A 24988-nucleotide genomic window follows, 5' to 3' on the forward strand; every position below is an offset into this window, starting at 1 on the left:
CTTCAGCGCCCCTGCCGACGGCAGACCCTCAGCCCCCAAAAACCCAGGTCTGGATCGTGGTTGATTCCTTGAGCCAGACCTGGGTTTTGTTTTGCGATTGCCCCGTAAATAGCCGCACCGTCGCCCCCGGTTAGCACCACGGCCCCAGCGGGCCAGTCGGCTCGCCAGGCGGCAATAAAGTCGCAAATGCCCGCCAGCTGAGTATGTAGAATGCCGCTGGCGATCGCCCCGGCGGTATCGGTAGCCCAGCGCTGGGGCCACTGGCTGAGGTCCAGTTCGAGCGCTGGCAGTTGGTCGGTGTGGGCATGGAGGGCGCGAAACTGCGATCGCAGCCCCGGCAAAATTGCGCCCCCAATCAGGCGCTGATCTACGCCAGCGGTGAAGGTCAGCGCCGTGCCGCAGTCAATCACCAGCACCGGCCAGCCCCAAACGTCCCCTGCCCCCACCAGCGCCAGGGCGCGATCGACCCCTAGGGTGGGGTAGGTATTGTTTAGCGGCACTTCAGCCAGGATGACCTGATACAGCGCCGCATAGTCAGCCATCCAAATCACCGGAGCCCTGACCACCGAAGCCAGCCATAGCTCAGGAGAATCTGGCCAGACCGCGGCTCCCTTGAGTAAAGCAGGCGACAGGGTGATTGGAGGGTCGAGCTGCGACCAGGCGCTAGGGGCGAAGTGATGCCGCTGTAGCGTTTGCACCTGGGCCTCAGACAGGGGAGCTGTATGCCAGCTTCCCAACCAGCGTTCGCCCCTCAGGGCGGGTTCTGAACCATCGCCCCTTGGAGCCAGGCCCGAATCATCGCTTTCAAAAGCGCCCCAGTGCCAGCGACTATTGCCAATAATTAAAGCCAGCCACAGCACCTGGTTACCCGAACTCATTGCCAGATTTCAGGAACGCGAGCAGGGGATGATTACTTAAATTAGAATCTAATATTCTTGGGTTTTGCACGTTTTATAAACAAGAAACTTGGGTCGAGATGGGGCGATCGCGCCTTAGCCCTTTAAACAACTGAAGAGTGACCATCGTGGCCACTCTCCGTTAAGTCTTTTGCGGTGCATGTGCCAGACAAAATTAGGATTGCCGTGGCTGGAATAGGCTGCTTAACCGAGTTAAACACCTCTTGAATGAACAAAGAATTCAACAGAATGGGCGAACTCTCTAAACTACAGTTACTTTTCACAACCCGTTGTCTGACCGACAGTTAGGATAGGGAAGGTCAAGCATGACCACCTCTGGGAGGGTTGTTGTAAAGCGTTTTGGGGTTTGTTGCTAACGAGAGCACCAGCTAATCAGGGCGTTAAAACCGATTTGGGCTGGCGAGTTATTCAGTTGTTCTCTATGTATCTAAACTATCACAGCCAGAGAGCAGTGGGAAGGCCATTGACCTCTTGTTACCGGCTGTTACAGGGGTTAGCAATGTTAACAACATTTCTCGCAAAAAATAGTTAACTGGATCCCTCATGCCCACACACTAAGCCAAATTGAGCGGATCGACGTCAATGGTGAGGCTCACCGATGCCGGGCAGTACGGCTTCAGATCCTGTAGGTTCGGCAGAGGGTGCTCTAGCGGCCCTTTAACCAGCAGATGCCACCGATACCGACGCGCCACCCGCGGTATAGGAGCGGGGGCTGGACCTAGCATTTGGTAGGGGGAGTCGTTTAGGCACTGGGCCAGTTGCCGCGCCAGGATTTCAGCCGTTTCCTGCACTGCTTTGGGGTCAGTGCTGCTCAGCCGCAGCAGAATCATTTGCCCGGCGGGAGGGTACTGCAACATCTGCCGCTGCGCCCATTCTGCGGCGATAAACCCCTCGTAGGCGTGCCGGGTCACGGCTTCAATAACCGGGTGGTCGGGGGTGTAGGTCTGCAAAAAGACCTGGCCTGGTTGGGTACCTCGCCCCGCCCGGCCTGCCACCTGAATCAGCATTTGCAATGCGCGTTCGCTGGCCCAGTAGTCATTCATATATAAGAGACCATCGGCGGCGATAATGCCGACCAGGGTGACCTGGGGGAGATCAATGCCTTTGGTCAGCATTTGGGTACCCACCAGCAGGTCGGCCTCCCCGGCAGCAAAGCGGGTGAGCAGGGCGCGGTGAGACCCTTTGGTGCGTGTGGTGTCGCTGTCAAACCGAATGCAGCTCAGCTCGGGAAAAGTTTCGGCCAGGGCGTTGACCACCCGCTGGGTACCGCTACCAAAGTGCTTCAGGTAGGGCGAACTGCAGGCGGGGCAGTGCTTGGGGTGGCCCTGGCTAAAGCCGCAGTAGTGGCAGCGCAGGGTCATGGCGCTGTTGGCTCCAGGCTGATGGTACGACAGCGATACGTCGCAGTGGGGGCACATCATCACGTGGCCACAGCTGCGGCACGAGACAAAACTGCTGTGACCGCGCCGATGGATGAACAGCAACCCCTGGTTGCCCTCGGCTTTCATGGCGGTGAGGGCCGCTTGCAGCGATCGGCTGAGAATGCTGCGGTTGCCCTCCTGCAGCTCGTCGCGCATATCGACCACGTTGACCGTGGGCAGGGGCTGGGCCTGTACTCGCTCGGGTAGCGAGAGGTAGGTCCAGGGGAGGGAGTCGGGAGGGAGGGAGTGGGGGGATGGGGGGATGGGGAGTGGGGGAGCCAGATGCTCTGAGTTGGGGGAACTTGGAGGGGCTAGGGACGTTGAGGCGAGGGGAGAATCAGCTTGGTGAGAGGGGATGGTGGGCAGTGCCCACCCTACGCTGTCGTTGGCGATCGCGGTTGTTTGAGATGTATCGCCGAGGCCGCGGCACTGCACCCAGGTATCGAGGGAGGGGGTGGCGGAACCGAGCACCAGGGGGCAGTTTTCTAGTTCGGCGCGCCAGCGGGCTACGGTGCGGGCGTGGTAGCAGGGAGGTACGTCTTGTTTGTAGCTGCTGTCGTGCTCTTCGTCGAGAATGATCAGCCCCAGACTGGGCAGGGGCATAAAAATAGCGGAACGGGTGCCCACAATCACCAGCGGTTTGGGGGGGTTGAGGCTCTGCCGCCAGGTGTCGTAGCGTTCGCCATCGGCCAGGCCGCTGTGGTAGACCAAAACCTGCGCCCCAAAGCGGCGGCGAAAGCGATCGGTGAGCTGGGGGGTGAGGCCAATTTCGGGCACCAGCACCAGGGCCGATTGCCCAGCGGCCAGACGAGGGGCGATCGCCTGCAAATACACCTCCGTTTTGCCCGACCCGGTGACGCCGTGCAGCAAAAATTGCCCTCCCTGCCGACATTTATTAATGGGATCGAGGGCCTGAGCTTGAAGGGGGGTGAGCGGCTTGGGCTGGTCGGGCGCAAGCGCTGGCCCTACTTCAGCCCGCAGCTGCTCGCGGGGCTCGATCACCAGACAGCCTGCCTGGGCTAAGCGCTTGAGGGTGGGGCTGGTGGTTTGACACAGCTGCAGCGCATCGCTGAGCCACAGATCGCCGCCCTGACGACGCAGGGTAGCCACAATTTCTTGCTGCCGAGGGGTTAGATCGGGAGGTAGGGTGTCGCCGCACACCAGGGTTACGGCCTGGCGCTGTTTGGCCTGGGGCGGCTGGGGTGGGGCCAGGTACGATTCGGCCCAGCCCAGCTGAATTAGCTGCTGCATGGCCCGATAGCTGTGTCCGCGCCGCTGCAGGTAGGGCCAGGTGTAGTCGCCCGTGGGCGATCGCTGCAAATCATCTAATAGATCCTTCAGCCCTGACGCCAGGGGATTAGATAGGGGATTGGTGGGGCGATCGCGCCGTAACCGCAATCTTCGCTGCGACTTGGCCAGCAGCCCCGGCGGCAGCGCCGTCTTGAGCACCTGCATAAGCGGCACCTGGTAGTGGTGGGCCACCCGCTGTAGCAGCGCCCAGTAGGCGGGAGCAAAAAACCGCTGTTCGACCACGCCTTCTACGGGGCGAATTTGAGCGGGTACCAGGTTGGCAGGTGGGGTAGTGGAGAGAGAAAGCGCGATCGCTCCAATGCTCTGGTGGCGAAAGGGCACTGTTAGAATGTCGCCCACCTGCACCGAAAGGTGAAGAGGCACCGCATAGGTATACTCTGCGGGCTGACCGCCGTAGTCCACCAAGACATTAACCCACTGCGGTTGGGGGTTGCTCTCACCAAGACCCACGCTTGCTACACCATGTATGTCACCTCTGCCAGTGTAAGAGCCAGCGCAGGCGGTTGATGGTTTGACCGCTCGAAACCCACAGGTTTTCCACAGCATTTTTTCTGTGGAAAACTTTTCCACCCTGTGGAAAACCTAACCCGGCGGCCTAACAAAAAAAGAAGCAGAGAGTTTTGCCGTCGCCAACAGCAACCGGCTGGAACCGAAGGACGTAAGCGATTATTCCTAGACTGCGATCAAGGCCTAGGCAAAGTATCTGAGGATAGCAAAAATCCGTCAGAGTTTTCCTTGTATTTTTAGTCCGTTTTTTGATTTGACTGCTACACTACGCAAGTTGCCAAAGAAATGTTACATTGCCTTGGAATTCACGAAAATATCCGTATTGTGGACTCACAAAATAAGTCCAAGATCCAACTCCGGGATCAAGCGTTTTGTAAGAGGTTGCCGTCGGCAGAGCAACCCGAATATACATGCCCCAAATCTGCATGCTTCGACCTGTAGGTATACAGTTCTATTTACCCCATGACTACTACATATAACTCTGACAGAGACAGTTCTATTGCTTGGCCCGACGAATCTATAGATGGGTTCGACACCGACCTGAATCGGATGGCTGAAAAAGTCTCCGCTGCGGATAGCCAAATCGCCCCTGACCTCACCGCCTGGGACGAAGATCGGGAGGTGCTGGCTAAGTTTTCTCAGTCAGAGGCGATGTCAGAAATGGGGCTGTCGGGCTATAGCAAGACTCTGACTGATGATGCCGTCGGCGCTTTCTTTAAAGAGATGGCCCGCTATCCGCTGCTAAAACCCAGCGAAGAAATTGAGCTGGCCCGGCAGGTGCGGTTCCTGTCTAAGGTCGAAACAGCCAGCGAAAAACTTCAGAAAGAGTTGGGGCGTAAACCCAGTCGGCAAGAACTGGTGGAGAAATTAAAGATCAGCGAGGCTGAGTTTACCCAAAAGCTGCACGAGGGCAGAACGGCCAAGCGCAGAATGATTCGATCTAATCTGCGGCTCGTGGTCTCGATCGCCAAGCGTTATTTAAACCGTGGGGTCCCTTTTCTCGATCTGATCCAGGAGGGGGCGCTGGGTCTGAACCGGGCCACCGAAAAATTTGATCCCGATAAGGGCTACAAGTTTTCGACCTACGCCTACTGGTGGATTCGTCAGGGCATTACTCGCACGATCGCCAACGATGCCCGCACCATTCGTCTGCCGATCCACATTGTGGAAAAGCTGAACAAGCTCAAGAAAGCCCACCGCGATCTGCGCCGCGATTTGCAGCGCAACCCCAGCGAGCAAGAGCTGGCCGATGCCCTCGATGTAACGGTCGATCAGCTGAGAAGTTTGCAGCAGGTGCGCAGGCGATCGCTCTCGCTCAACCACCGCGTTGGCAAGGGCGAAGACACCGAGCTCATGGAGCTGCTCGAAGACAGCAGCACCCAAACGCCGGAGTCTAAAATCAGCGAAAACATGATGCGCCAGGAAATTACCAGCGTGCTGGGCGAGGTGCTGACCGAACGCGAAAAAGACATTATTACCCTGCGCTATGGCCTAGCGACCGGCGAAACCCACACCCTAGAAGAAGTGGGCGGCATTTTCAACCTGTCGCGAGAGCGGGTGCGCCAAATTCAAACCAAGGCTATGCGCAAGCTGCGGCGGCCCCAGGTAGCGGCCCGCCTCAAGGGCTGGCTCAAGTAGGGGCAAACGGTTGTTTGCCCTATGGATGCCATACACCTCACTAACATTCGCGCCTACGGCTACACGGGGGCACTGCCCGAAGAAAATGTGCTGGGCCAGTGGTTTCAGGCCGATATTACTCTGTATTTAGATCTGACGGCGGCGACCCAGAGCGATCGCCTCGCCGACACCCACGACTACCGCACCGTGATCAACAGCACCCAGCAGATCATTCGTGAGGCCAAATTTGCGCTAATTGAGCGACTGGCGGGGGCGATCGCAACCTCAGCCCTAGACTCCGACTCCCGTCTCCAGCGAGTTACCGTCAAAGTAACCAAGCTCACCCCACCCATTCCTGACTACACGGGCCAGGTCGCAGTCGAGATTAGCCGCGATAGAATTCAGTAGGGGCAAACGGTTGTTTGCCTTGAGTTCGCAGAATAATTTCATTCTGTTGGTAGCCAAGAATTTGGTGGGCAGTGCCCACCCTACGGTGGTTCATGACTTCTTCTGCAACCAATTTGCGTCAGCAGCTTAGGGCCGAGCTAGAGCGCATGCCCGACTGGCTGCGCCGCCCCATTGGCACCGCCAGCGAAATTTCGGCGGTGCAGCGCATCGTCAAAGAACGGCAGATTCACACCATTTGCGAAGAGGGCCGCTGCCCCAACCGGGGCGAATGCTACGCCAACCGCACCGCCACCTTTTTGCTGATGGGGTCGGTATGCACCCGCGCCTGCTCATTTTGCCAGGTCGAAAAAGGCCATGCGCCGATGACCCTCGACCCCCACGAACCCGAGAAAGTGGCTGAGTCGGTGCGGCTGCTGGGTCTGCGCTACGTGGTGCTGACCTCAGTAGCGCGGGACGATTTACCCGATCACGGGGCCAGCTGGTTCGTTCGAGTCATGGACAAAATCCGAGCCAGCAGCCCTGATACTGAAATAGAGCTGTTGACCCCCGACTTTTGGGGCGGGCCGACCCGCGATGCTGGACAGGCCGATCGCGTTCGAACCGTAGTGGCCGCTAAACCTGCCTGCTACAACCACAACCTTGAAACCGTGCGGCGGCTGCAAGACCCCGTACGACGGGGGGCTAAGTACGATCGCTCCCTCCGCGTGCTTTCTTTAGTAAAAAAATTTGACCCCAGCACTCCTACCAAGTCGGGGCTGATGGTGGGACACGGCGAAACCGAGGCCGAGCTGGTTGAAGCCATGCAAGATTTGCGGGCGGTGGGGTGCGATCGCCTCACCATTGGCCAGTACATGCGCCCCTCCCTCGATCACCGCCCGGTCGATCGCTACTGGACGCCGGCAGAATTTGAGCGGCTGGGCGACATTGCTCGCGAACTGGGTTTTGAGCACGTGCGCTCTGGCCCTCTGGTGCGCAGCTCGTACCACGCCGGGGAGGCACCGTGAGCCAGCCCTGGCGGCTGATTCCGCCATTAGCAGCGCCCGGAGCGGTGCAGATGGCGATTGATACCTGGCTGCTCGACCAGCATCAGCACCACGGTCATCCGCCCACCCTGCGGTTCTACACCTGGAGCCCGGCGGCGATTTCGCTGGGTGTCAGCCAGCGGCGGCATATTCCTGACCACTGGCGCAACCTGAGCTGGCAGGGGCAGCCTGTGGATCTGGTGCAGCGACCAACCGGCGGGCGAGGGGTGCTGCACCAGGGCGATCTGACCTATGCCGTGATCACCTCGAATGTTGAGGGTAGCCGCAGTCAGGTCTATCGCTTCCTCTGTCAATTTTTGATTGCGGGTTGGGCCAAGCTGGGCATATCGCTAGAGTTTGGTCAACCCGATCGCGACTACAGTCGTTCATCCAACTGCTTTGCCCTGGCTACCAGCGCCGATCTAGTCGATTCTCAAGGTCACAAAGTCATTGGCAGCGCCCAGCTGCGGCGCGGTGCCTACCTGTTACAGCATGGATCTATAAGTCTCGCTCCCGACCCAGAGCTGTGGCAGCAGGTGTTTCTAACGCCGGGGCCGCTGCCCAACCAGGCTCAGCTAGCCATGCAGCATGGGCTAACCCTAGCTCAGGCGATCGCATCGTTCACCCAGACCGCCGCAGACTGTTTTAATGCTCAGCTCATGGCCCAACCGCTCAGCGATCGCGAGTGGATCGACATCTATGCCCTAGCCCAAAAAAATGGCCCGGAGTGCCAGTGCTCCGGGCCATCTGCCGTATCGTCTCGACGCTAGCTCATGGCTGCTGAGCCGCGATCGTATCCAGCGAAATCGTGGGGCATCTTGCCCTGAATATGGCTTTCGTAGTGGGCCGCGTCTTCTACAGGAATACCGACTTCAGCGGCTAGTCGCACCATCATGCCCTGTTCGCGCCGACGGCTGCGCTGATGCCGACGGATAAAGAGGTTTCTGGCCAAATCAGGAATATTAGTCGTCATGGGCGTACTGCTAACGACAGTTTCGGTAATGACTACGGTTTCGGTAACAACCGCTGGGGTAGCCAGGCTAGCTGCAACAGCAGGGATTTCGATCGGAGCGGCGGGGGCGACAGGCGCAGCCACACCGGTACGATAGGGCACCCCGCGCCAGGTCAGGTCAGCAGCAGGCTGGGCAGGAATTTCGGCCAGGGCCTTAAATACCACGGTCGCACCGCGATAGGTTCCTGTATCAATGGTTTTGCCCAGTTTAGGAGCGGGGTTAGGCGTAGCGTCGTAGCTGATACCGCGATAGGTGAGTTTCATAATGTCGCCTCCTAGAAGCGATGCGTAGTGAGGCGCGTTCCTTCGGGAGTGTCCCTACTTCCGTCTCCTTGCCAGAGTGCTGAGGGGCATGCACTTAATCAACAGGCAGCGAGATGAACGATTAACTTTACATCTGTATAATACGCTACGGTTTAGCGAGAACCTCAGCTTTTGACAATTCTACACAGAGGGCAAAACCCAGCAATGACTTCATGAAAGTTGTTCATGTCAGCCATGACAGAAAGTTTTTGTATTTTTTGCTACAGAATCTTATCTTATTGTTGTGGACGAAAAGCACCTATAACGCAACAGGAGATCTATTATGAATACTAGCTATTGGCCGATTCACGGTTTCAGCCCCAGGCACAGGCTGGCTACGCAACTCAAAGCCGCTTGGGAGACTTTGCTGACCCATCTGGACGCTACGACAGAACCTAAGGTCTGGAAATCTGCCGATGCCGCAGGCCAAACGCTGTGGAATGCCTACGATCCGATTACTCAAATGGCGATTGACCACGCCTCGGCCGACGAACTGCGCACCTGGCTGGAAGAGCTGCACTATCGCAACTAGCTGCACATTTATTTAATAGGCAAGCGCCAGACCTCTAACTATAGTCATAGCAACGTTGCGCTCCCCCCCAAAGGACTGCTGCAACCCGGCCAACTTGGCCAGCCGCTTCGCTCAGCCGTTTCTAGGGGCTTGCTATGACTTCGGTACTGATTCAGGGTGGTCGCATTGTCACCGCCGTAGACGATTACGTGGGCGACATTCTGGTGCAGGATGGCCGCATAGAGGCCATTGGCCGCCAGCTTTCGGTAGAGAATGCCGATCGCCATGATGCCACCGGGCTGCTCGTATTGCCCGGTGGCATTGATGCCCACGTACACATGGAAACCCCCATGGGCAATGATGTCTACACCTGCGACACGTTTGAAACGGGCACGCGGTCAGCAGCCTTTGGCGGCACCACCACGATCATTGACTTTGCTCAGCAATTCCACAACGACAGCCCCAAGGCCGCGCTGGATAGGCGCTTGGCGGCGGCAGAACCGCAGTGCTGCGTTGACTACGCCTTCCATGTTATTCTTACCGACGTCAATCCTGGCTCTCTGGCAGAGCTACCAGATCTGATCAACAACGACGGGGTTTCTAGCTTCAAGCTCTACATGGCTTACCCCGGCGTGCTGATGGTCGATGACGCGGCTATTTTTAAGACAATGCGGCGCACGGGCGATCATGGCGGCATGGTTAACCTGCACGCCGAGAACGGAGTCGTAATTCAGGCGCTGATTGAAGAAGCGCTGGAGCAGGGCAATACCTCGCCCAAGTACCACCAGCTCACCCGGCCCCGGCTGATGGAAGGGGAAGCGGCCCACCGGGTGATTCGGATTGCAGAGCTAGCGGAGGTGCCGGTGTACATTGTGCACCTGTCGGCCAAAGAAGCCCTGGAGGCGGTGGTAGAAGCGCGCGATCGCGGCATCCATGCCTTTGCCGAAACCTGCCCCCACTACCTATTTTTGGACGAGTCGGAGTACGACGCCCCTGGCTTTGAAGCCGCCAAGGCGGTGATGACGCCGCCTCTGCGCGACCACGACTGCCAGCACGCCCTCTGGCGCGGCCTGCGGTTCGACGATTTGCAGCTGGTGGCTACCGACCACTGCCCCTTCTGCATGAACGAGAATCCGCTGGGAATTTTGAAGTCAAAGCAGTTTGGGCGGGATAACTTCAACCGCATCCCCAATGGTGCGCCGGGGGTAGAGCTGCGCCTCACCCTGCTCTACGATGGCGGGGTGAGAGCGGGGCGCATCAACCTCAACCGCTTTGTGCAGCTGACCGCTACGGCCCCGGCCAAAATGTTTGGCCTGTTTCCGCGCAAGGGCACGACCGCCGTCGGCAGCGACGCCGACCTGGTGCTGTTTGACCCCAACGAAACTCACACCCTCAGCGCCAGCACCCACCACTCGCTGGTGGATTACTCGCTGTTTGAGGGGCGCGAGGTAACGGGCCGGGTAAAGAAGGTGTTTTTGCGCGGCCAATGTATTGTAGATGGGAATGAGTGGCTGGGCGAAGCTGGCATGGGCGAATACCTGCCGCGAAGGGCATCGGGGCGGGTACTGTAGCAGCTTGGCGATCGGGTTTTCTCCCTTCGAGAGACACTTCGTGAACGACTGCGCTCCGGCTTCGACTCCGCAGGCTGAGCGGAGTCGAAGCCGGAGCGCAGTCGAAACCGAAACCCACACTTAACCCTTTGGCCACTCACCACCTGGCCACTCTTCCTGAGCTTCGTCTTTGGTGTTGGTGCGGCGATCGGGGGTTTGGCGCTCAAAGGTCATGTGAATATTGCGGCTCTGCTCCCCGTCAGCAGCTACCGCCATGATCGGATACTCAATCGTGCCATCCTGGAAGGATGTCTGGAAGCGGAAGGTACCATCTTCACTCAGCTGAATTGGCGTACCCCCAATCGTCACCGTGGCATCAGGTTCCGTCGCGCCGTAGACGATTAGCTCAGCATCGGCCACCAGCCAAAACTTGCGGGGTCGGATCGGCGGAGCCGAGGCCGAGAAACCAGCCCCAGACATAGTGAGCCCCGCCACACCCGACATCGTTAACCCAGAAATACCTGACATGCTGAGGCCAGGGAACTCGGCCATCGGCCCAGGGAAGCCCGATAGGGTAAAGCCCGACACCCCAGACATGGTCGGCCCTGGCAGCATCGCCGCTGCCCCCAGACCCGCCCCAGAGGCAAAAGTATAGGAGCTGATGGGCGGTACCATTGACCCAGCCACATGCTGCATAGAGCCAAACAGAGAACCGTCGATTCGCAGGGCTTCGCCAGGGTGGGCCAGGGCGTAGAGCTGCTCATGCAGCCCGGCCTCTGCACCGGGCCATCGCGGATCGATCAGGGTCATGATCGTCTTGCCGCGCAGGTTTTCTTCCCAGGTAACGGTGAGGAAGTGCTCTTCTGTCCAGTCGGAGGGGTAGACGGGGGGAATGCGAACGGTGTTTGAACGGGCCAACACCAGCCAGCGGCCATCGCCCGTCAGGTAGCCGATTTCGACCTGGTAGTCGCGATCGCTGACCGGAATCTGCATATACCATTCCCGCGCCATCTCGTCGCAGCCAAACTGCTGCATGCTGTGGGGGGCCTGGTGGTCGAGGTTAATGCCGGTGACATCGTACAGGCGCAGGGCCAGGTGTTCGCCCCCCTGGTAGCGCAGGTCTTCTTTGTGGGTGTGGGGCGTATCCCAGTAGGCGTAGGCCCACTGCGGGTCGCGGGGCATGAGTACAATGCGGCTCTCGCCGTAGCCATCGGGCAGCGGCGGCAGACCGTCATCAATGGTCGAGAGATCGAGATCGCCTTCGGCAGGGCGACCCACCACGTTAAACTTGCTGGCTTCGATCGCCGACTGGTCTTCGGTACTGGCCAAAGACGCTGCCGCCCCCGCCGCCAGCCCAGCCATCCCCATCACAACCGGGTTCACCTCTGGCTGAGGCGCAGGTGGTTCTGCCACAGGGTCGGCGGACGGTGGCACCTCTTCTACCGTAACAATCTCCGGCTCTGGGGCAAGCAATACGGGTTCCGGCACCGTAGGCTCGGGCACCGTGGGTTCCGGCGCAGGCGGTTCGGGCACCACCGGTGCCGGGATTACAGGGTCGGGCGCAGGGGGTTCAGGCACGACGGGGTCGGGCGCAGGGGGTTCAGGCGCGGGGGGTGCGGGCATAGCGGCGGCCACTGGCTCATCGATCAGCAGCGGCGGCACAGCAGGGGTCGCCGCCACAGTTGGCTCAACAGCGGGGGGAACGGGATGTTCGGCGGTGGGAGGGGGGTCGATCGGTCCGGCACCGGGGGGAGGAATAACAGCTGTCTCAGCATCAGGAGACATACCGCCTCTGCTGCGACCGAGTAACCAGGCCAACCCGCCCAGGGCGGCCAGGGGCAGCAGCAGCCACCACCAGGCAAACCCGCCGTCGTTGTCGGCTACCGCCGGATCGGTTGCGGTCGGGGCTGGAGCCGCCGCCTCTGGGTCGGCATCGGCGGTCGCCACCGCTGGCGTTTCTTCTGCTACAGGGTCTTCTGGGGCTACTACGCCCTCAGTAACCTCCCCAACTTCGGCCACCTGAGCCGCCGTAAACGCAGCTAGACCGGCTGGGGAAGTCGCGTAGCCCAAAAAGGCCGCTACCGCAGGGCTAGGCTCACCGCGATAGACAAAATAGCGAGGCTGAGAGTAGGGGTAGCGCGGGTCGTCGGGCAGGGTCTGGTGCATGGGCACGATGGCGACCGCTGGCTGATCGATGACATGGGGCGCGATCGCATAGCTAATGCCGTCATTACTCAACGCCTGAATCACATCGGCGGTGTCGTCTTCGGCAACCGTTTCGGTAGTGGGTCCGGCCTCAAAGGGAGCACCGCGAAAGACTTCGTACTGGCTGAGCGATCGGCGGGTGTCGCTGTCTTCGGGGCGATCGACAAACCGAATCGGGCCGGGCTCACCGCCAACCTCTGACCAGTCAGTAATTTCGCCGCGAAACATACCGGCAAACTGCTCAAAGGTGAGATTGCCGTCGAAGGGGTTGTCGGGGCCAATGATAACCGCGATTTTGGCCCGTTCCAGGGCCACGGTATTCAAGTCCTGTGCCTGCTCTTCATCCGTAAGCGGACGCCCGATCGCCGCCAGGTCAACATCGCCGTCGATGAGGGCCGCGATCGCCTCATCGCTGTTGGTCACCTCTACCCCGACCTCAGTACCCGCGTAGGCCGCCTCAAATTCCTGCTTGAGCGCCTCGGCCGCAAAACCCAGGTTAGGGGAACTCTGGATTGACAGGGTAGTCCCTGAAGGCACAGTCTCAGGTAGCGAAAACTCTGGAGCCTGGGTAACCTGAGCCAGGGCAAAATCTCTCAGGGCAGGATGGGCTGCCGGACTAAGGGCAAACAGTAGAGCAACGAAAAGCTTGACTGAATACTGCATCGTCGTGACGGGGGAGGCAAAGAACTGAAGGCTAGGCAAATATACCAAGTCCACAGGCAAAACAGGAGTATGCTAACTCGCAAAACCCGTTGATTACCCCAGATTGGTGCGTACCCAAGAATTACGCTCAACTATTGCAGGATTCGCTAGGGGAGTCAACAAAAAAACCCTACAGGCAGCTAGGAGCCATTCTGCTCCTAAATGGCCAAATTTTTCTGCAAAAACAGGCCATTCTGCCGCTTTAAAACCGACTTGGGGCTCTCAGCCATTTCGTCGTTTGTTTAAAAGACACAGGTGAGTCATCGTTGCCACCTATGCCAGAGCACAGCCTCCCCAACCTTAGAAATTAGCCCGATCAAGGTTTGCCCGACCGACCTGCACAGGCAGACTTCAATTCGCACCCTCGATCTGCGCCATTGATCCGATGGCAGAGTTTCTCAACCGCAGCGAAAGACGGGCTAATCGCTCTGTGCGCAAGGCTTTTCATCCCAGGGGCTTCTACCCCTCGATAGACCAACCCGGCAGGTCCGCCCCTCCCCTACTTCAGCCAGCGGGTTATCATGGGAGAACCATTGACATTTCTTAACAAATCCGAGAGCGCTTAGATCAAAGACCGACTACCTAAAGACCAAACAGCAAGACCAAATACTTAGCAAGACTGATTTATTCATGACGGCTTCCTCCTCCTCAACCAGCGGCATCAAAGGCTTTGTGGAGAATCGCATTCTCCTGGGCCAGCCCCTGACGTCAGAACTGGCCGCCATTTTGCTGGTGTACTTTGTGCAGGGCATTTTGGGCCTGGCCCGGCTGGCCGTGAGCTTTTTTCTTAAGGATGATCTGGGGCTAACCCCGACAGAGGTAGCTGCCCTCAGCGGTATTGCCACGCTGCCCTGGACTATCAAGCCCGTATTTGGCCTCCTGTCGGATGGGCTGCCCGTGTTTGGCTATCGACGGCGACCCTACCTGATTTTGTCAGGGATCTTAGGGGCCGGGGCGTGGCTGGCGCTGGCTACGGTGGTGCAGTCGGGCTGGGCTGCGATCGCGGCCATCACCCTCAGCTCTCTGTCGGTCGCCGTCAGCGATGTCATCGTCGACTCTTTAGTCGTAGAACGCGCCCGCGGCGAATCGCTCGGCAACGCTGGCACCCTGCAATCGCTGGCCTGGGGCACCTCAGCGGTGGGGGGCGTGCTTACCGCCTACCTGGGCGGGGCGCTGCTTCAGCACATCAGCACTCGCGCCGTGTTTGGCATTACGGCTACCTTTCCGCTGGTTGTCTCCCTCGTTGCGGTGCTTATCACCGAAGACCCAGTCGATTCGCCCAGCTGGACGGTGGTGGGCAACCAGGTTAAGCAGCTGTGGCAGGCCATTCGGCAGCGAGCGATTTGGATGCCCGCCCTGTTTCTATTTCTGTGGCAGGCTACCCCCACCGCCGATGCCGCCTTCTTTTTCTTTACCACTAATGACCTGGGCTTTCAGCCTGAGTTTTTGGGCCGGGTGCGGCTGGTGACCAGTCTGGCGTCCCTGCTGGGCATCTGGGTGTTTCAACGGTTTCTGCGCACGGTGCCCTTTCGCACCATTTTTGCCTGGTCAACGGTGCTCTCTAGCCTGCTGGGCATGAGCATGCTGCTGCTGGTTACCCACGTCAACCGCACCCTGGGCATTGGCGATGAGTGGTTTAGCCTGGGCGACAGCCTGGTGCTCACCGTCATGGGCGAAATCGCCTTTATGCCGGTGCTGGTGCTATCGGCCCGCCTGTGCCCCCCCGGCGTCGAGGCCACCCTGTTTGCCCTGCTAATGTCGGTGGTGAATTTAGCCGGGCTGCTCTCCCACGAGCTGGGGGCGGTGCTCACCCACTGGCTCAGCGTCACCGAAACCAACTTTGACCACCTGTGGGAGCTGGTGTTAATCACCAACCTCACCACCCTGCTGCCCCTGCCGCTGCTGTTTCTGCTGCCCTCGTCATCGTCGCAGAGCGTTGGCGACAGTCACGCCGAAGAGCTGCCTCCGGCTGAAACCTCTGTGGTTTCAACCACTCTTTTTGCCGCTGTCTCAGCTGAGCACCCCGTTGCCGTGGGTGACCCCGATTAACTCAGGGCCAGCGATCGCGCCTGAAACAGGCAGGCCGACGGATGGCACCACCGCCTGGGGCTATGCACCCTGTCTTTAGTGATCCTTCTCTTATCTTTACCAATCGAGATGCCTACCTACCCCATCATCAACTCTCCTACCATGACCGCCGCTGAGGCCGGATCTGACGCCGCCTTTTCCGTCGAAGACTGGAGCAGCGGCTATCGCTCTCAACCCAACGAGTACAGCTACTGGGTCACCGACATTGAGGGCCAGATTCCGGCAGATCTCGAGGGCACTTTGTTTCGCAACGGCCCCGGCCTGCTCGATGTCCACGGCTACTCCGTCAAGCATCCCTTCGATGGGGACGGTATGATCAGCAGCCTTGCCATTCGGGATGGGAAAGCTTTTTTTCGCAACCGCTTTGTGCGCACCGAGGGCTATGTAGCCGAGCAGCAGGCTGATAAGCCCCTGTATCGCGGCGTGTTTGGCACCCAAAAGCCCGGCGGCCCCTTGGCCAACGCCTTTGACCTCAACCTCAAAAACATCGCCAACACCCACATCGTCTACTGGGCCGACAAGCTGCTGGCCCTGTGGGAAGCGGCTGAACCCCACCGTTTGGACCCCGCTACCCTAGAAACCCTGGGGCTAGACTACCTGAACGGGCTGATTGCCCCCGGCGGCTCCTTTACCGCCCATCCCAAAATCGATCCTGGCCACCACGGCGACCAGCGACTGGTAGGCTTTTCACTTAAAACTGGGCTGTCTAGCAAGATTACGCTCTACGAAATCGACGCCGAGGGCAATGCCCTTAGCCAGCACAGCCACTCAATTCCTGGCTTTGCCTTCATTCACGACTTTGCCCTCACCCCCAACTACGCCATCTTTTTCCAAAACCCCGTCAGTTTTGGCCCAATTCCCTTTTTGCTGGGGTTTAAGGGCGCGGCAGAATGCATTAGCTTTAACCCCAAAGAGCCGACCAAAATTTTGATTGTTCCCCGCAATGGCGACCCCATGCAGGTGATCGAAACGGACCCCTGCTTTGTGTTTCACCACGCCAACGCCTTTGAACAAGAGGGTCAGATCGTCATCGACTCTGTTTGTTACGGCAGTTTCCCGTCCCTGGACGGCAGCAGCGATTTCCGCGACGTCGACTTTGACAGCGTACCTGCGGGAGAACTGTGGCGCTTTAGCCTTGATGTAGAGGCGGGCACAGCTGCGGTCAGCAAACAGGTGACACGCTGTGTGGAGTTTCCCACGCTGCACCCCGACTACCTGGGGCGGCCCTACCGCTATCTATTTATCGGCACCGCCCACGCGCCCGAGGGCAACGCCCCGCTGCAGGCCCTGCTCAAGCTCGACACCCACACAGGCGAAACCCAGGTGTGGAGCGCTGCCCCACGCGGGTTTATGGGTGAGCCCTTATTTGTACCCCGCCCCCAGGGCCAGGGTGAAGACGACGGCTGGGTGCTGGTGCTGATGTATAACGCTGAGCGCCAGTGCTCTGACCTGGTCATTTTAGAGGGCAAGGATATCACCGCTGGCCCCGTGGCTCGCTTAAAGCTGCCCCACCATGTGCCCTACGGCCTGCACGGCAGTTTTGTGAGCCAGTACTTTGGGCCAGAGGCGGGCTCCCAGGAAGCTCAAGGTTAGAATTAATCTAACTAGAACTATACGGGCTGGTGCCTATGCCCTCTGCTTCATCCGTTCAGGCGGCTCAGGAGCCATTTATTCCGGTTATGCGGGAGCTGGCCCGCACGTACCAGGCGTTTTCGGCCTCTTCTGACGCCCATGTGCGGCAGTTTAACCTCACCCCCGCCCAGTTTGATGTGATCGCCACCCTGGGCAATACCCAGGGCATGACCATGGGCGACATTGGCGAAAAAACCCTGATTACCAAGGGCACGCTAACCGGGGTAGTCGATCGCCTGGTGCAGAAGCAGCTGGTGCAGCGCGAAACCCCCGCCGACAACCGTCGCAGCGTTGTGGTGCAGCTGACAACCGCCGGGCAAGCGGTGTTTGAGCAGGTGTTTCCTGCCCATATCGCCCATGTCAAGGAACGTTTTGAGCAACTAACTCCGGCAGAACTGGAAACCCTGCGGGATCTGCTGGCCCGTCTGCGCCAGGCCTTTTAAGGGCAGCTGGTGTCGGCCAATGTATTCAGCTGTTGGCCAGCGCAGGTGGCGATCGCGCCTGATCGCCACCTGCGCCTGTCGATATCCACCCGGCAGCATCAGGCTCTACCTATTGACAACGTTTTGCTCTCGCTCTAGGGGGATGGGAATAGGCAAAAAGCCGGAGAGGATGGACGATGACCACTCCTTTGTTTTTTGCCATGACGCTCACCGGACGCCACATCTCGTACTGGATTGACTCAACGCTGCCCTCTAGCTACCCAACCCTGAGTCAGGACGTCAGCGTGGATGTGGCGATCGTGGGGGCCGGGCTGGCGGGGGTGACCACCGCCAAGCTGCTGAAGCAGGCCGGCAAAACTGTGGCGCTAATCGAAGCCGACCGCATTGGCGCTGGCGTTTCGGGCCATACCACCGCTAAGGTCGCTGCTCTGCAACAGTTGATCTATGCCGATCTAATCAAACAGCACGGCCACGAGAAGGCGCGGCTGTTTGGCGAATCTAACCGGGCCGCGATCGCTCGCCTGGCCGACCTGGTTGCCGCCGAAAACATCGACTGCGACTTTGAGCGCAAGACTAACTACACCTTTGCCACCGATGCCGACGGGTTGACCAAGGTCAAAGACGAGGTCGAAGCCGCCCAGAGTCTGGGTCTGCCCGCCAGCTTTGTCCAGAGCGTTGACCTGCCCTTTGCGGTCACTGGGGCAATTATGATGCCTGATGAGGCCCAGTTTCACCCGCGCAAGTTTACGCTGGCGATCGCGGCTACCCTACCCGGCGACGGCAGCTACGTCTTTGAGCAAACCCGCGTCAAAACAGTCGAAGGCGATGGCCCCTGCCGCGTCATCACCCACAACGGCCCCACCGTTACCGCCCAGGATGTGGTGATTGCCACCAACCTGCCGATTTTGGATATTGGCCTGTACTTTGCCAAAACTTACCCGAAACGGTCTTACATTGTCGGCGGGCATGTTGACCCAGCTCAGGCCCCCAAAGACATGTACATTGGCGTCGGCGAAAACTACCGCTCGATTCGCTCTACCCCTACCGACGATGGCGGCACCGTGCTGATGGTGGGGGGCGAAGGCCACAAAGTCGGCAGCGAAGACCAGGCCACCGATGAGCGTTTTGAGCGCCTGGAGAGCTATCTGCGCAGTACCTTTGGGGTCGAGCCTGAGTACCGCTGGTCGACCCAGGACTACATTTCCTTTGACAAGCTGCCCTACATCGGCCAGCTTACCCCGGCCCACCAGCACACCTTTGTTGCCACCGGCTTCAGCCTCTGGGGCATGGCTAAGTCTATTCTCTCGGCGATGGTGCTGTCAGACCGCATTCTCGGCATTCAAAACCCCTGGGCCGATCTGTACGAGGCCACTCGCCCTACACCTTTTGTGACATCTACCTCCATTCAGCAAAACCTGGAAGTGGGCGCTCACTGGGTGGGCGATCGCCTCAAGGGCCTGTTTGACTCCGCCGATAGCGTTGAGCCAGGGGTTGGCAAACTTGTCACCCACAAGGGCAGCAAAATTGCCGCCTACCGCGACGACAGCGGCCAGCTGCACACCGTCTCAGCCGTGTGCCCTCACCTGGGCTGCATCGTCGCCTGGAACCAGGCCGAAAAGAGCTGGGATTGCCCCTGCCACGGCTCCCGCTTTAGCTGCGAGGGACACATTCTCCACGGCCCTGCCGTCAAGCCGCTGGAGCCGAAGGTTTGCGATTGAGGTGTGCGATTAATTGGCCCGTGCGACAATAGCGGCGTCTTTTAGCTCAACTTTTCCCATGAGTGGCGACACCATCTTTGGCAAAATCATTCGCAAAGAGATTCCGGCCAATATCGTCTACGAGGATGATCTCTGCCTGGCCTTTACCGATATTACGCCCCAGGCTCCAACCCACGTCCTGGTCATTCCCAAGCAGCCAATTCCCAAACTTTCAGACGCAACTGCGGATGATAAAGAACTGTTAGGGCATTTGTTACTAACCGTTAAGGAAATTGCTGACCAATTGGGGCTAACCGAAGACGGCTATCGAGTGGTGATCAATACTGGAGATAACGGCGGGCAAACGGTTTACCATTTGCACCTGCACCTGCTGGGTGGCCGAGGCCTGGGGTGGCCACCGGGCTAGCCAATTTACTTTTGTACAACGAAATAAACTTTCCTTTCTCACGGTTTGTTGTGGAAAAGAGAAACTTTACACTGCATATGGATGGGTAGAATCAACTTTGGGTCGAAAACCGAAGCTTTGCCTGCGGTAAACCTTCGTATCTGGACTCGGAAGGATTTCTAACCATTCATATCCATTTTTCGTTGTTATTCATTGGCACTCTTACCATGACTACTTCTCTTCGCGCCCGCGACAATGCGGGAGCTTGGGAGCGGTTTTGTCAGTGGGTGACCAGCACCGAAAACCGCCTTTATGTGGGCTGGTTTGGTGTTCTGATGATCCCCACCCTGCTGACCGCCACCATTTGCTTCATCATCGCGTTCATCGCCGCCCCTGCGGTTGATATTGACGGCATCCGTGAGCCCGTAGCTGGCTCGCTGATGTACGGCAACAACATCATCTCTGGTGCGGTTGTGCCCTCGTCGAATGCGATCGGTCTGCACTTCTACCCCATCTGGGAAGCCGCTTCCCTGGATGAGTGGCTGTACAACGGCGGCCCCTACCAGCTGATCGTGTTCCACTTCCTGATTGGCATTTTTGCCTACATGGGTCGTCAGTGGGAGCTGAGCTACCGCCTGGGCATGCGCCCCTGGATCTGCGTCGCCTACAGCGCTCCGCTATCTGCTGCTACTGCCGTATTCCTGATCTACCCCCTGGGCCAAGGTTCGTTCTCGGACGGCATGCCCCTGGGTATCTCGGGTACCTTCAACTTCATGCTGGTTTTCCAGGCAGAGCACAACATTCTGATGCACCCCTTCCACATGCTCGGTGTGGCCGGTGTGTTCGGTGGCTCCCTGTTCTCCGCCATGCACGGTTCTCTCGTTACCAGTTCTCTGGTGCGTGAGACCACCGAGAGCGAGTCGCAGAACTACGGCTACAAGTTTGGCCAAGAGGAAGAGACCTACAACATCGTTGCGGCCCACGGCTACTTCGGTCGTCTCATTTTCCAATACGCCAGCTTCAACAACAGCCGCTCGCTGCACTTCTTCCTGGGGGCGTGGCCTGTGATTGGCATCTGGTTCACGTCGCTGGGCATCAGCACGATGGCGTTCAACCTGAACGGGTTCAACTTCAACCAGTCGATCCTTGACTCTCAGGGTCGTGTGATTGGCACCTGGGCTGATGTGATCAACCGGGCGAACCTGGGTATGGAAGTGATGCACGAGCGCAATGCTCACAACTTCCCCCTCGACCTGGCTGCTGCCGGTGAGGCTACCCCCGTTGCCCTGCAGGCTCCTGTCATCAACGGTTAGGTTTGGAGGGGGCTGAGGCCTCATCCATTCTGTAAATAGGTCGAATGAAGGTAATCAACGCCCCAGACTTTGGGGCGTTTTTTTGTTTGCTTAGGGGCTGGGTAAAAAGGTTTCGTCGAGAATTTGAGTCAGGGTGTAGGGGCATTCGGCAGGGAAAGTATCGTAGTCAAGCTCATAAAGGCTAGCCATACGGGTTTCTCTAGCGCTTTATCCAGCGTATATCCCCTGCGATCGCTACTGTGGCCTTCAAGCTGCTCAGCGATGAGGGAAGTCAGCAGGATACATCCCTAACTACGCTGTAGTTGCAGCGTGAGCCTGCGGTGCTGGTGCTCCTGGGGTTGCAGCAGCGCCGCTGTGCCGTTGCGACAGGCTTCTTCTAAATCAGAGGGCAGATTTGTGCAAGGCTCTACCACCACCACATAGTGACCCTGCCAGCCGCCGTAGCTTTGAAACATCCAGACGTAGGGAAAGTCGGTGGTATCGAAGGTCATGAGCAGAGCCGACTGGCTGCGCTGGTGACGAATGCCGCAGAACCCCTGGGCTAGCTCAGAGGTGTAGTAAAACTCCTGTAGCTGAGACGAGGGCGGCGGCATCACCCGTAGATCAACGGCTTCGCCGCTGGCCCCGATCGCTTCAGGAAAGCGCGTTTTGCCGGGCTGGCCAATGATTTTGCTGAACTCTAAAAACGCTGGCTCTACCCAACAGTCGGGCAGTAGAATTTCATCGCCAGCTTCGATCGCGATCGCGGCGTGGTGCTTAAACAAAAATGGAATTTGCTGCTCAGACTGATTGTGAAATTCGTACAGCAGGCTGGCCTCGGGGCGATCGGTACTGAGCTGAATGGTCTTTTTGACCGCCACCGGCACCGTCTGGCACTGGTAGCCCAGCGTTAGGCTGAGGGGCGAGGTTTCTAAAACCTGCCACGGCTGCGACCACAGCTCGCCGTGGTCGGCCAGGTTTCGCCCCTGAAACTCACCAGCGGCATCGTTAGGAAACACCTCGTCCCAGCCGCCGGTCCAGTGATCGTCAAAGGAGGCACCCACGGCCAGCGATCGCGTCGTTTCAGGCACATAGTCAGCGGGATGCCAGAGCCAGAAATGTCCATTTCTCAAGTCTTCTAGCTGATCAATACGCCCGCCTAAGTCAGGCCGAATCGTCAACCTGATTTCAGTATTTTCTAGGGTTAAAACCTGGGCTTGCTCTACCGTTTCCAGCGCCATTCCTACCGTCATCCTCATTGGCTTGGTGCCATTTAAGGCTACAGGGCTGTCCCCCAGTCATTCACTACATCTAAAGAGGGATTTTAAGACGCTCAAGATTAAGGAACGTTGTCAACGAAATCGGGATCGCCATGACTGGGCACTTTTAAGAGCAGTTGAAGATTGATGATCTACTATTTCGCGCTACGGCTATTTAGCTGTCTCTAATACTTACTCTGATGTCACAGTTTCCGCCTCGAATTCATGTTTTGCTCGCCAGTCATGCCCCCGTTGGGCTAGTGATTCGCAGGGGGCCATCCAAACGCGTGGCTACTTTGCTCTGGGATCGCGATCGCGACCAGTTCCAGCTTGGGCAATGGCTCAAAGGCCGCATCTACGAACGCCGCAGCGATATATCGCCCGACGGCAAACACGCCATCTATTTCGCCATGAACGGCAAGTGGCAGTCGGAGGCGCGGGGGTCGTGGACGGCGATTTCGCGAGTGCCCTACCTGAAGGCGATCGCGCTTTTCCCCAAGGGTGACTGCTGGCACGGCGGGGGCTTATGGACTGGAAAGACGAAATACTGGCTAAACGACGGCTACGGCCACGCAGAATCACGCAACGCACCGACTCTGCAACGAGACACCCAGTACCAACCCCAGGGCGGCTGTGGCGGCGAGTGTTTGAGCGTGTATTACCCTCGTCTGCTCCGCGACGGCTGGACCTGGGTAGATCGCATCAAGATCCGCCAATGGCAGGACAAAGATAGTTTTGAGAAGCCCATTGGCCACGGCTGGACGCTGCGCAAAATTGCCCACGCCGAAGTGGGTGCTCCGGTGGGCAAAGGCTGCTACTGGGATGAGCACGAGCTGGTTGGGCCTAGCTCAGCAGCGCCCATCGCCTGCCCAACCTGGGAATGGGCTGAGCTGGATGGCAAGCGGCTGGTTTGGGCGGCAGCAGGCAAGCTCTGGGCTGCTCAAGTCAAGCCCAATGGATTGGCGGGCGAAACGGTTTTATTTGACTTCAACGATATAGCGTTTGAAGCGATCGAGGCCCCGTACTAAGGGGCCGGCTCAGACTCTGTGAATGGTGCATCGCTGCGCGGATGCACCCTACAACTGATGAACCTCGTTCCAATGCTCTGTATGGAACGCTGGTCGGAGACTCTGTCTCTTAAACTAAGCGGCAGAGCCGCAAAACAGGGTGCCCAGGCAGAGCTAGGGCACCAGGGTGAGGCTGATATTCTCAGACCACCAAACGCTAGGCCTGATCGCGCCCATGCACCACAGCGGGAGGCGTTGTCACCTCAACAGCGGTGAAGGGTTCCAAGATTTTATAGGTGTGAGACGCACCTTCGGGGACGACCCAGGAGTTGCCGGGTTCGAGCACCACCATTTGACCTTCGAGGTGCAGCTCGGCCCGCCCGCTAATGACGTAGCCGATCGCCTCGTAGGGCCGCTGAGCTTCTGGCTTGGCCTCACCGGGCTGCTCATTTTCCCACAGCCGCATCGCTAATTTTTTGCTCAGGGCCAGGTGCTTTTGCCCCATAGAGCCCGTGGGCGCGGCTTCGGAGGTGACTTTAATGATGGTGGTGTTGCTCATAATTGCGTAATTTTTGCCTTTACTCGCATCCTAAAGACCCTAAGGCAGGGCAACATCTTTCCAATGAGGGAGCATGGTGCTAGAGAGGTTGCGATCGCCCGCATCAGCGCCCCCTTGCTTTGCAGATTTCGCCAATCATGGCGACCAGGCGATACTCTTTAGCTCTCTCCGCAGGTAAAGCCTGACTTCACCTTCGGGTCGTTAGACTGCTGAGCAGAGCGCGCAGGGCCAGAGTTTTGGTAAGCCAACCAATTAACGCAGATTTGCAGCACAAGGCGATCGCCATTCACGATCGCCTCTGTGTCGAATATGGCTGCCCCATTCCTTATTTTCACAGCCTCGACCCGCTGAGTGAACTGGTGTCATCGCTGCTGTCGCACCGCACCAAAAACCGCGATTCGGGTCGCGCCTTTAAGCAACTGGTGGCGCAATTCCCAACCTGGGATGCGGTGCGAGATGCCCCTACGGCAGAGGTTGAGGCCGCGATCGCCCCCTGCACCTGGCCCGAGCAAAAAGCGCCCCGCATTCAGCAGGTGCTGCGATTAATTGGGGAGGCAACCAACGGCGAATGGTCGCTCGACTTTTTGAAGGATATGCCGACCAGGCAGGCTCGCGATTGGCTCGAAGCCTTACCTGGCGTTGGCCCCAAGACCAGCGCGGCGGTGCTGTGTTTTAGTCAATTGCGGGGGCGGGCGCTGCCGGTCGATAGCCACCACCATCGGGTTGCCCAGCGGCTGGGGCTAATTTCTAAGACCCTGGCGGTGGGGCCGTCTCACGCGGTGCTGGAAGCGCTCTTGCCCGAGGATTGGAATGCCCAGCAGGTCTACGACCACCACGAAGTGATGATGCTACACGGGCAGCGGTGCTGCTTCTACCAAAAACCGGCCTGCGATCGCTGCGTGGTCTTAAATTTGTGCCCCTACGGTCAGGCCCAATCAGCGCAGTCCTGAAGCCTTTCTTTTTGCCAGCGATTCGCTCTGAACGGGCAGCCTGAGTTTGGCGATGTATAGCCTCCGTTGATGCGTTTTGAGGGATGCGTTTTCAGCTCTCTATCTCCCGTCTAGTAGGCGCTCTGTCTGGATAGCGATGGCAACTAAGAACCCAATATTGCTGAATGAG

At 58.5% G+C, this 24988-nt stretch carries 21 protein-coding genes, 1 pseudogene and 1 riboswitch; of the genes and pseudogenes, 14 read left to right on the forward strand and 8 right to left on the reverse strand.

The features are described from left to right. Positions 1 to 2: 2 nt before the first annotated feature. Together ACQ4N7_RS03840 and priA are read right to left on the reverse strand one after the other, a co-directional pair. Complete coding sequence (locus ACQ4N7_RS03840) at positions 3 to 878, reverse strand: type III pantothenate kinase (protein ID WP_430710303.1); 876 nt, start codon at positions 876 to 878, stop codon at positions 3 to 5. 593 nt (positions 879 to 1471) lie between these two features. Then, a complete protein-coding gene (gene priA, locus ACQ4N7_RS03845) occupies positions 1472 to 4099 on the reverse strand; it encodes a primosomal protein N' (RefSeq protein WP_430710304.1) in 2628 nt (875 codons plus the stop codon). Positions 4100 to 4618: 519 nt separating this feature from the next. Between priA and ACQ4N7_RS03850 the strand changes: the two genes are divergently transcribed. The 4 genes from ACQ4N7_RS03850 to ACQ4N7_RS03865 all read left to right on the forward strand — a co-directional run bounded on the left by ACQ4N7_RS03850 (position 4619) and on the right by ACQ4N7_RS03865 (position 7973). Next, positions 4619 to 5794 carry an RNA polymerase sigma factor, RpoD/SigA family gene (locus ACQ4N7_RS03850; protein WP_430710305.1) on the forward strand — a complete coding sequence of 392 codons (1176 nt, stop codon included), beginning with the start codon at positions 4619 to 4621 and terminating at the stop codon, positions 5792 to 5794. A 21-nt stretch (positions 5795 to 5815) separates the two neighbouring features. Continuing rightward, positions 5816 to 6181 (forward strand): dihydroneopterin aldolase, encoded by a 366-nt coding sequence (gene folB, locus ACQ4N7_RS03855; RefSeq protein WP_430710306.1) that lies wholly within the window; start codon positions 5816 to 5818, stop codon positions 6179 to 6181. A 92-nt stretch (positions 6182 to 6273) separates the two neighbouring features. Next, positions 6274 to 7185, forward strand: coding sequence for a lipoyl synthase (gene lipA / locus ACQ4N7_RS03860; RefSeq protein WP_430710307.1), 912 nt, complete (start codon positions 6274 to 6276; stop codon positions 7183 to 7185). A 50-nt stretch (positions 7186 to 7235) separates the two neighbouring features. Beyond that, the gene (locus tag ACQ4N7_RS03865; RefSeq protein WP_430710340.1) at positions 7236 to 7973 is read left to right on the forward strand and encodes a lipoyl protein ligase domain-containing protein; all 738 of its coding nucleotides are present in this window, start codon (positions 7236 to 7238) and stop codon (positions 7971 to 7973) included. Here the strand turns inward: ACQ4N7_RS03865 and ACQ4N7_RS03870 are convergent. Continuing rightward, positions 7970 to 8479: a DUF4278 domain-containing protein gene (locus ACQ4N7_RS03870; protein ID WP_430710308.1), complete on the reverse strand. Its 510-nt coding sequence runs from the start codon at positions 8477 to 8479 to the stop codon at positions 7970 to 7972. The two genes, ACQ4N7_RS03865 and ACQ4N7_RS03870, sit on opposite strands and share 4 nt — an antisense overlap. Before the next feature lie 31 nt (positions 8480 to 8510). Further along, positions 8511 to 8601: riboswitch (Glutamine riboswitch) on the reverse strand. Between the two features lie 200 nt (positions 8602 to 8801). Between ACQ4N7_RS03870 and ACQ4N7_RS03875 the strand changes: the two genes are divergently transcribed. Together ACQ4N7_RS03875 and hydA are read left to right on the forward strand one after the other, a co-directional pair. Further along, positions 8802 to 9050, forward strand: coding sequence for a hypothetical protein (locus tag ACQ4N7_RS03875; RefSeq protein WP_430710309.1), 249 nt, complete (start codon positions 8802 to 8804; stop codon positions 9048 to 9050). A 134-nt stretch (positions 9051 to 9184) separates the two neighbouring features. Next, a complete protein-coding gene (gene hydA, locus ACQ4N7_RS03880) occupies positions 9185 to 10600 on the forward strand; it encodes a dihydropyrimidinase (RefSeq protein ID WP_430710310.1) in 1416 nt (471 codons plus the stop codon). A 120-nt stretch (positions 10601 to 10720) separates the two neighbouring features. Here the strand turns inward: hydA and ACQ4N7_RS03885 are convergent, their stop codons facing one another. Both ACQ4N7_RS03885 and ACQ4N7_RS03890 read right to left on the reverse strand, forming a co-directional pair. Next, complete coding sequence (locus ACQ4N7_RS03885) at positions 10721 to 11947, reverse strand: DUF4912 domain-containing protein (RefSeq protein WP_430710341.1); 1227 nt, start codon at positions 11945 to 11947, stop codon at positions 10721 to 10723. A gap of 693 nt (positions 11948 to 12640) precedes the next feature. After that, a pseudogene (locus ACQ4N7_RS03890) lies at positions 12641 to 13447 on the reverse strand (substrate-binding domain-containing protein); the annotation flags it as partial. 669 nt (positions 13448 to 14116) lie between these two features. Here ACQ4N7_RS03890 and ACQ4N7_RS03895 point away from each other — a divergent pair. From ACQ4N7_RS03895 to psbA, 6 genes are all read left to right on the forward strand, one after another. Continuing rightward, a complete protein-coding gene (locus ACQ4N7_RS03895; protein ID WP_430710311.1) occupies positions 14117 to 15535 on the forward strand; it encodes a folate/biopterin family MFS transporter in 1419 nt (472 codons plus the stop codon). Positions 15536 to 15643: 108 nt separating this feature from the next. Continuing rightward, on the forward strand, positions 15644 to 17167 hold the full coding sequence (locus ACQ4N7_RS03900; protein ID WP_430710312.1) for a carotenoid oxygenase family protein: 1524 nt from the start codon (positions 15644 to 15646) through the stop codon (positions 17165 to 17167). A 35-nt stretch (positions 17168 to 17202) separates the two neighbouring features. After that, entirely contained in the window at positions 17203 to 17649 is a 447-nt protein-coding gene (locus tag ACQ4N7_RS03905) for a MarR family winged helix-turn-helix transcriptional regulator (protein WP_430710313.1), read from the forward strand. Positions 17650 to 17825: 176 nt separating this feature from the next. Continuing rightward, positions 17826 to 19367: an FAD-dependent oxidoreductase gene (locus ACQ4N7_RS03910; protein ID WP_430710314.1), complete on the forward strand. Its 1542-nt coding sequence runs from the start codon at positions 17826 to 17828 to the stop codon at positions 19365 to 19367. A gap of 58 nt (positions 19368 to 19425) precedes the next feature. Continuing rightward, on the forward strand, positions 19426 to 19773 hold the full coding sequence (locus tag ACQ4N7_RS03915; RefSeq protein WP_430710315.1) for a histidine triad nucleotide-binding protein: 348 nt from the start codon (positions 19426 to 19428) through the stop codon (positions 19771 to 19773). 206 nt (positions 19774 to 19979) lie between these two features. Further along, positions 19980 to 21065, forward strand: coding sequence for a photosystem II q(b) protein (gene psbA / locus ACQ4N7_RS03920; RefSeq protein WP_430710316.1), 1086 nt, complete (start codon positions 19980 to 19982; stop codon positions 21063 to 21065). Positions 21066 to 21155: 90 nt separating this feature from the next. Here psbA and ACQ4N7_RS03925 read toward each other — a convergent pair whose 3' ends face one another. Together ACQ4N7_RS03925 and ACQ4N7_RS03930 are read right to left on the reverse strand one after the other, a co-directional pair. Continuing rightward, positions 21156 to 21254: a DUF29 family protein gene (locus ACQ4N7_RS03925; protein ID WP_430710317.1), complete on the reverse strand. Its 99-nt coding sequence runs from the start codon at positions 21252 to 21254 to the stop codon at positions 21156 to 21158. A gap of 98 nt (positions 21255 to 21352) precedes the next feature. After that, entirely contained in the window at positions 21353 to 22285 is a 933-nt protein-coding gene (locus ACQ4N7_RS03930; protein ID WP_430710318.1) for a DUF4432 family protein, read from the reverse strand. Between the two features lie 305 nt (positions 22286 to 22590). Here ACQ4N7_RS03930 and ACQ4N7_RS03935 point away from each other — a divergent pair, with 305 nt between their 5' ends. Then, positions 22591 to 23331 carry a hypothetical protein gene (locus ACQ4N7_RS03935; RefSeq protein ID WP_430710319.1) on the forward strand — a complete coding sequence of 247 codons (741 nt, stop codon included), beginning with the start codon at positions 22591 to 22593 and terminating at the stop codon, positions 23329 to 23331. A gap of 196 nt (positions 23332 to 23527) precedes the next feature. Here ACQ4N7_RS03935 and ACQ4N7_RS03940 read toward each other — a convergent pair whose 3' ends face one another. After that, entirely contained in the window at positions 23528 to 23869 is a 342-nt protein-coding gene (locus ACQ4N7_RS03940; RefSeq protein WP_430710320.1) for a cupin domain-containing protein, read from the reverse strand. A gap of 236 nt (positions 23870 to 24105) precedes the next feature. Here ACQ4N7_RS03940 and ACQ4N7_RS03945 point away from each other — a divergent pair, with 236 nt between their 5' ends. Next, entirely contained in the window at positions 24106 to 24819 is a 714-nt protein-coding gene (locus ACQ4N7_RS03945) for an endonuclease III domain-containing protein (RefSeq protein ID WP_430710321.1), read from the forward strand. The last annotated feature ends 169 nt before the right edge of the window (positions 24820 to 24988 follow it).

The sequence above is a fragment of the Nodosilinea sp. AN01ver1 genome, from assembly GCF_050565655.1.
GTDB lineage: Bacteria > Cyanobacteriota > Cyanobacteriia > Phormidesmidales > Phormidesmidaceae > Nodosilinea.

Excerpts from the sequence above, each read along its gene's own strand:
- lipA (WP_430710307.1), top strand. The coding sequence starts at position 6,274 with ATGACTTCTTCTGCAACCAATTTGCGTCAGCAGCTTAGGGCCGAGCTA.
- ACQ4N7_RS03870 (WP_430710308.1), bottom strand. The coding sequence starts at position 8,479 with ATGAAACTCACCTATCGCGGTATCAGCTACGACGCTACGCCTAACCCC.
- ACQ4N7_RS03885 (WP_430710341.1), bottom strand. The coding sequence starts at position 11,947 with ATGGGGATGGCTGGGCTGGCGGCGGGGGCGGCAGCGTCTTTGGCCAGT.
- ACQ4N7_RS03940 (WP_430710320.1), bottom strand. The coding sequence starts at position 23,869 with ATGAGCAACACCACCATCATTAAAGTCACCTCCGAAGCCGCGCCCACG.
- ACQ4N7_RS03900 (WP_430710312.1), top strand. The coding sequence starts at position 15,644 with ATGCCTACCTACCCCATCATCAACTCTCCTACCATGACCGCCGCTGAG.
- ACQ4N7_RS03865 (WP_430710340.1), top strand. The coding sequence starts at position 7,236 with ATGGCGATTGATACCTGGCTGCTCGACCAGCATCAGCACCACGGTCAT.
- ACQ4N7_RS03850 (WP_430710305.1), top strand. The coding sequence starts at position 4,619 with ATGACTACTACATATAACTCTGACAGAGACAGTTCTATTGCTTGGCCC.
- ACQ4N7_RS03840 (WP_430710303.1), bottom strand. The coding sequence starts at position 878 with ATGAGTTCGGGTAACCAGGTGCTGTGGCTGGCTTTAATTATTGGCAAT.
- folB (WP_430710306.1), top strand. The coding sequence starts at position 5,816 with ATGGATGCCATACACCTCACTAACATTCGCGCCTACGGCTACACGGGG.
- ACQ4N7_RS03905 (WP_430710313.1), top strand. The coding sequence starts at position 17,203 with ATGCCCTCTGCTTCATCCGTTCAGGCGGCTCAGGAGCCATTTATTCCG.
- ACQ4N7_RS03925 (WP_430710317.1), bottom strand. The coding sequence starts at position 21,254 with ATGGCTAGCCTTTATGAGCTTGACTACGATACTTTCCCTGCCGAATGC.
- hydA (WP_430710310.1), top strand. The coding sequence starts at position 9,185 with ATGACTTCGGTACTGATTCAGGGTGGTCGCATTGTCACCGCCGTAGAC.
- ACQ4N7_RS03895 (WP_430710311.1), top strand. The coding sequence starts at position 14,117 with ATGACGGCTTCCTCCTCCTCAACCAGCGGCATCAAAGGCTTTGTGGAG.
- ACQ4N7_RS03930 (WP_430710318.1), bottom strand. The coding sequence starts at position 22,285 with ATGGCGCTGGAAACGGTAGAGCAAGCCCAGGTTTTAACCCTAGAAAAT.
- ACQ4N7_RS03910 (WP_430710314.1), top strand. The coding sequence starts at position 17,826 with ATGACCACTCCTTTGTTTTTTGCCATGACGCTCACCGGACGCCACATC.
- psbA (WP_430710316.1), top strand. The coding sequence starts at position 19,980 with ATGACTACTTCTCTTCGCGCCCGCGACAATGCGGGAGCTTGGGAGCGG.
- ACQ4N7_RS03875 (WP_430710309.1), top strand. The coding sequence starts at position 8,802 with ATGAATACTAGCTATTGGCCGATTCACGGTTTCAGCCCCAGGCACAGG.
- ACQ4N7_RS03915 (WP_430710315.1), top strand. The coding sequence starts at position 19,426 with ATGAGTGGCGACACCATCTTTGGCAAAATCATTCGCAAAGAGATTCCG.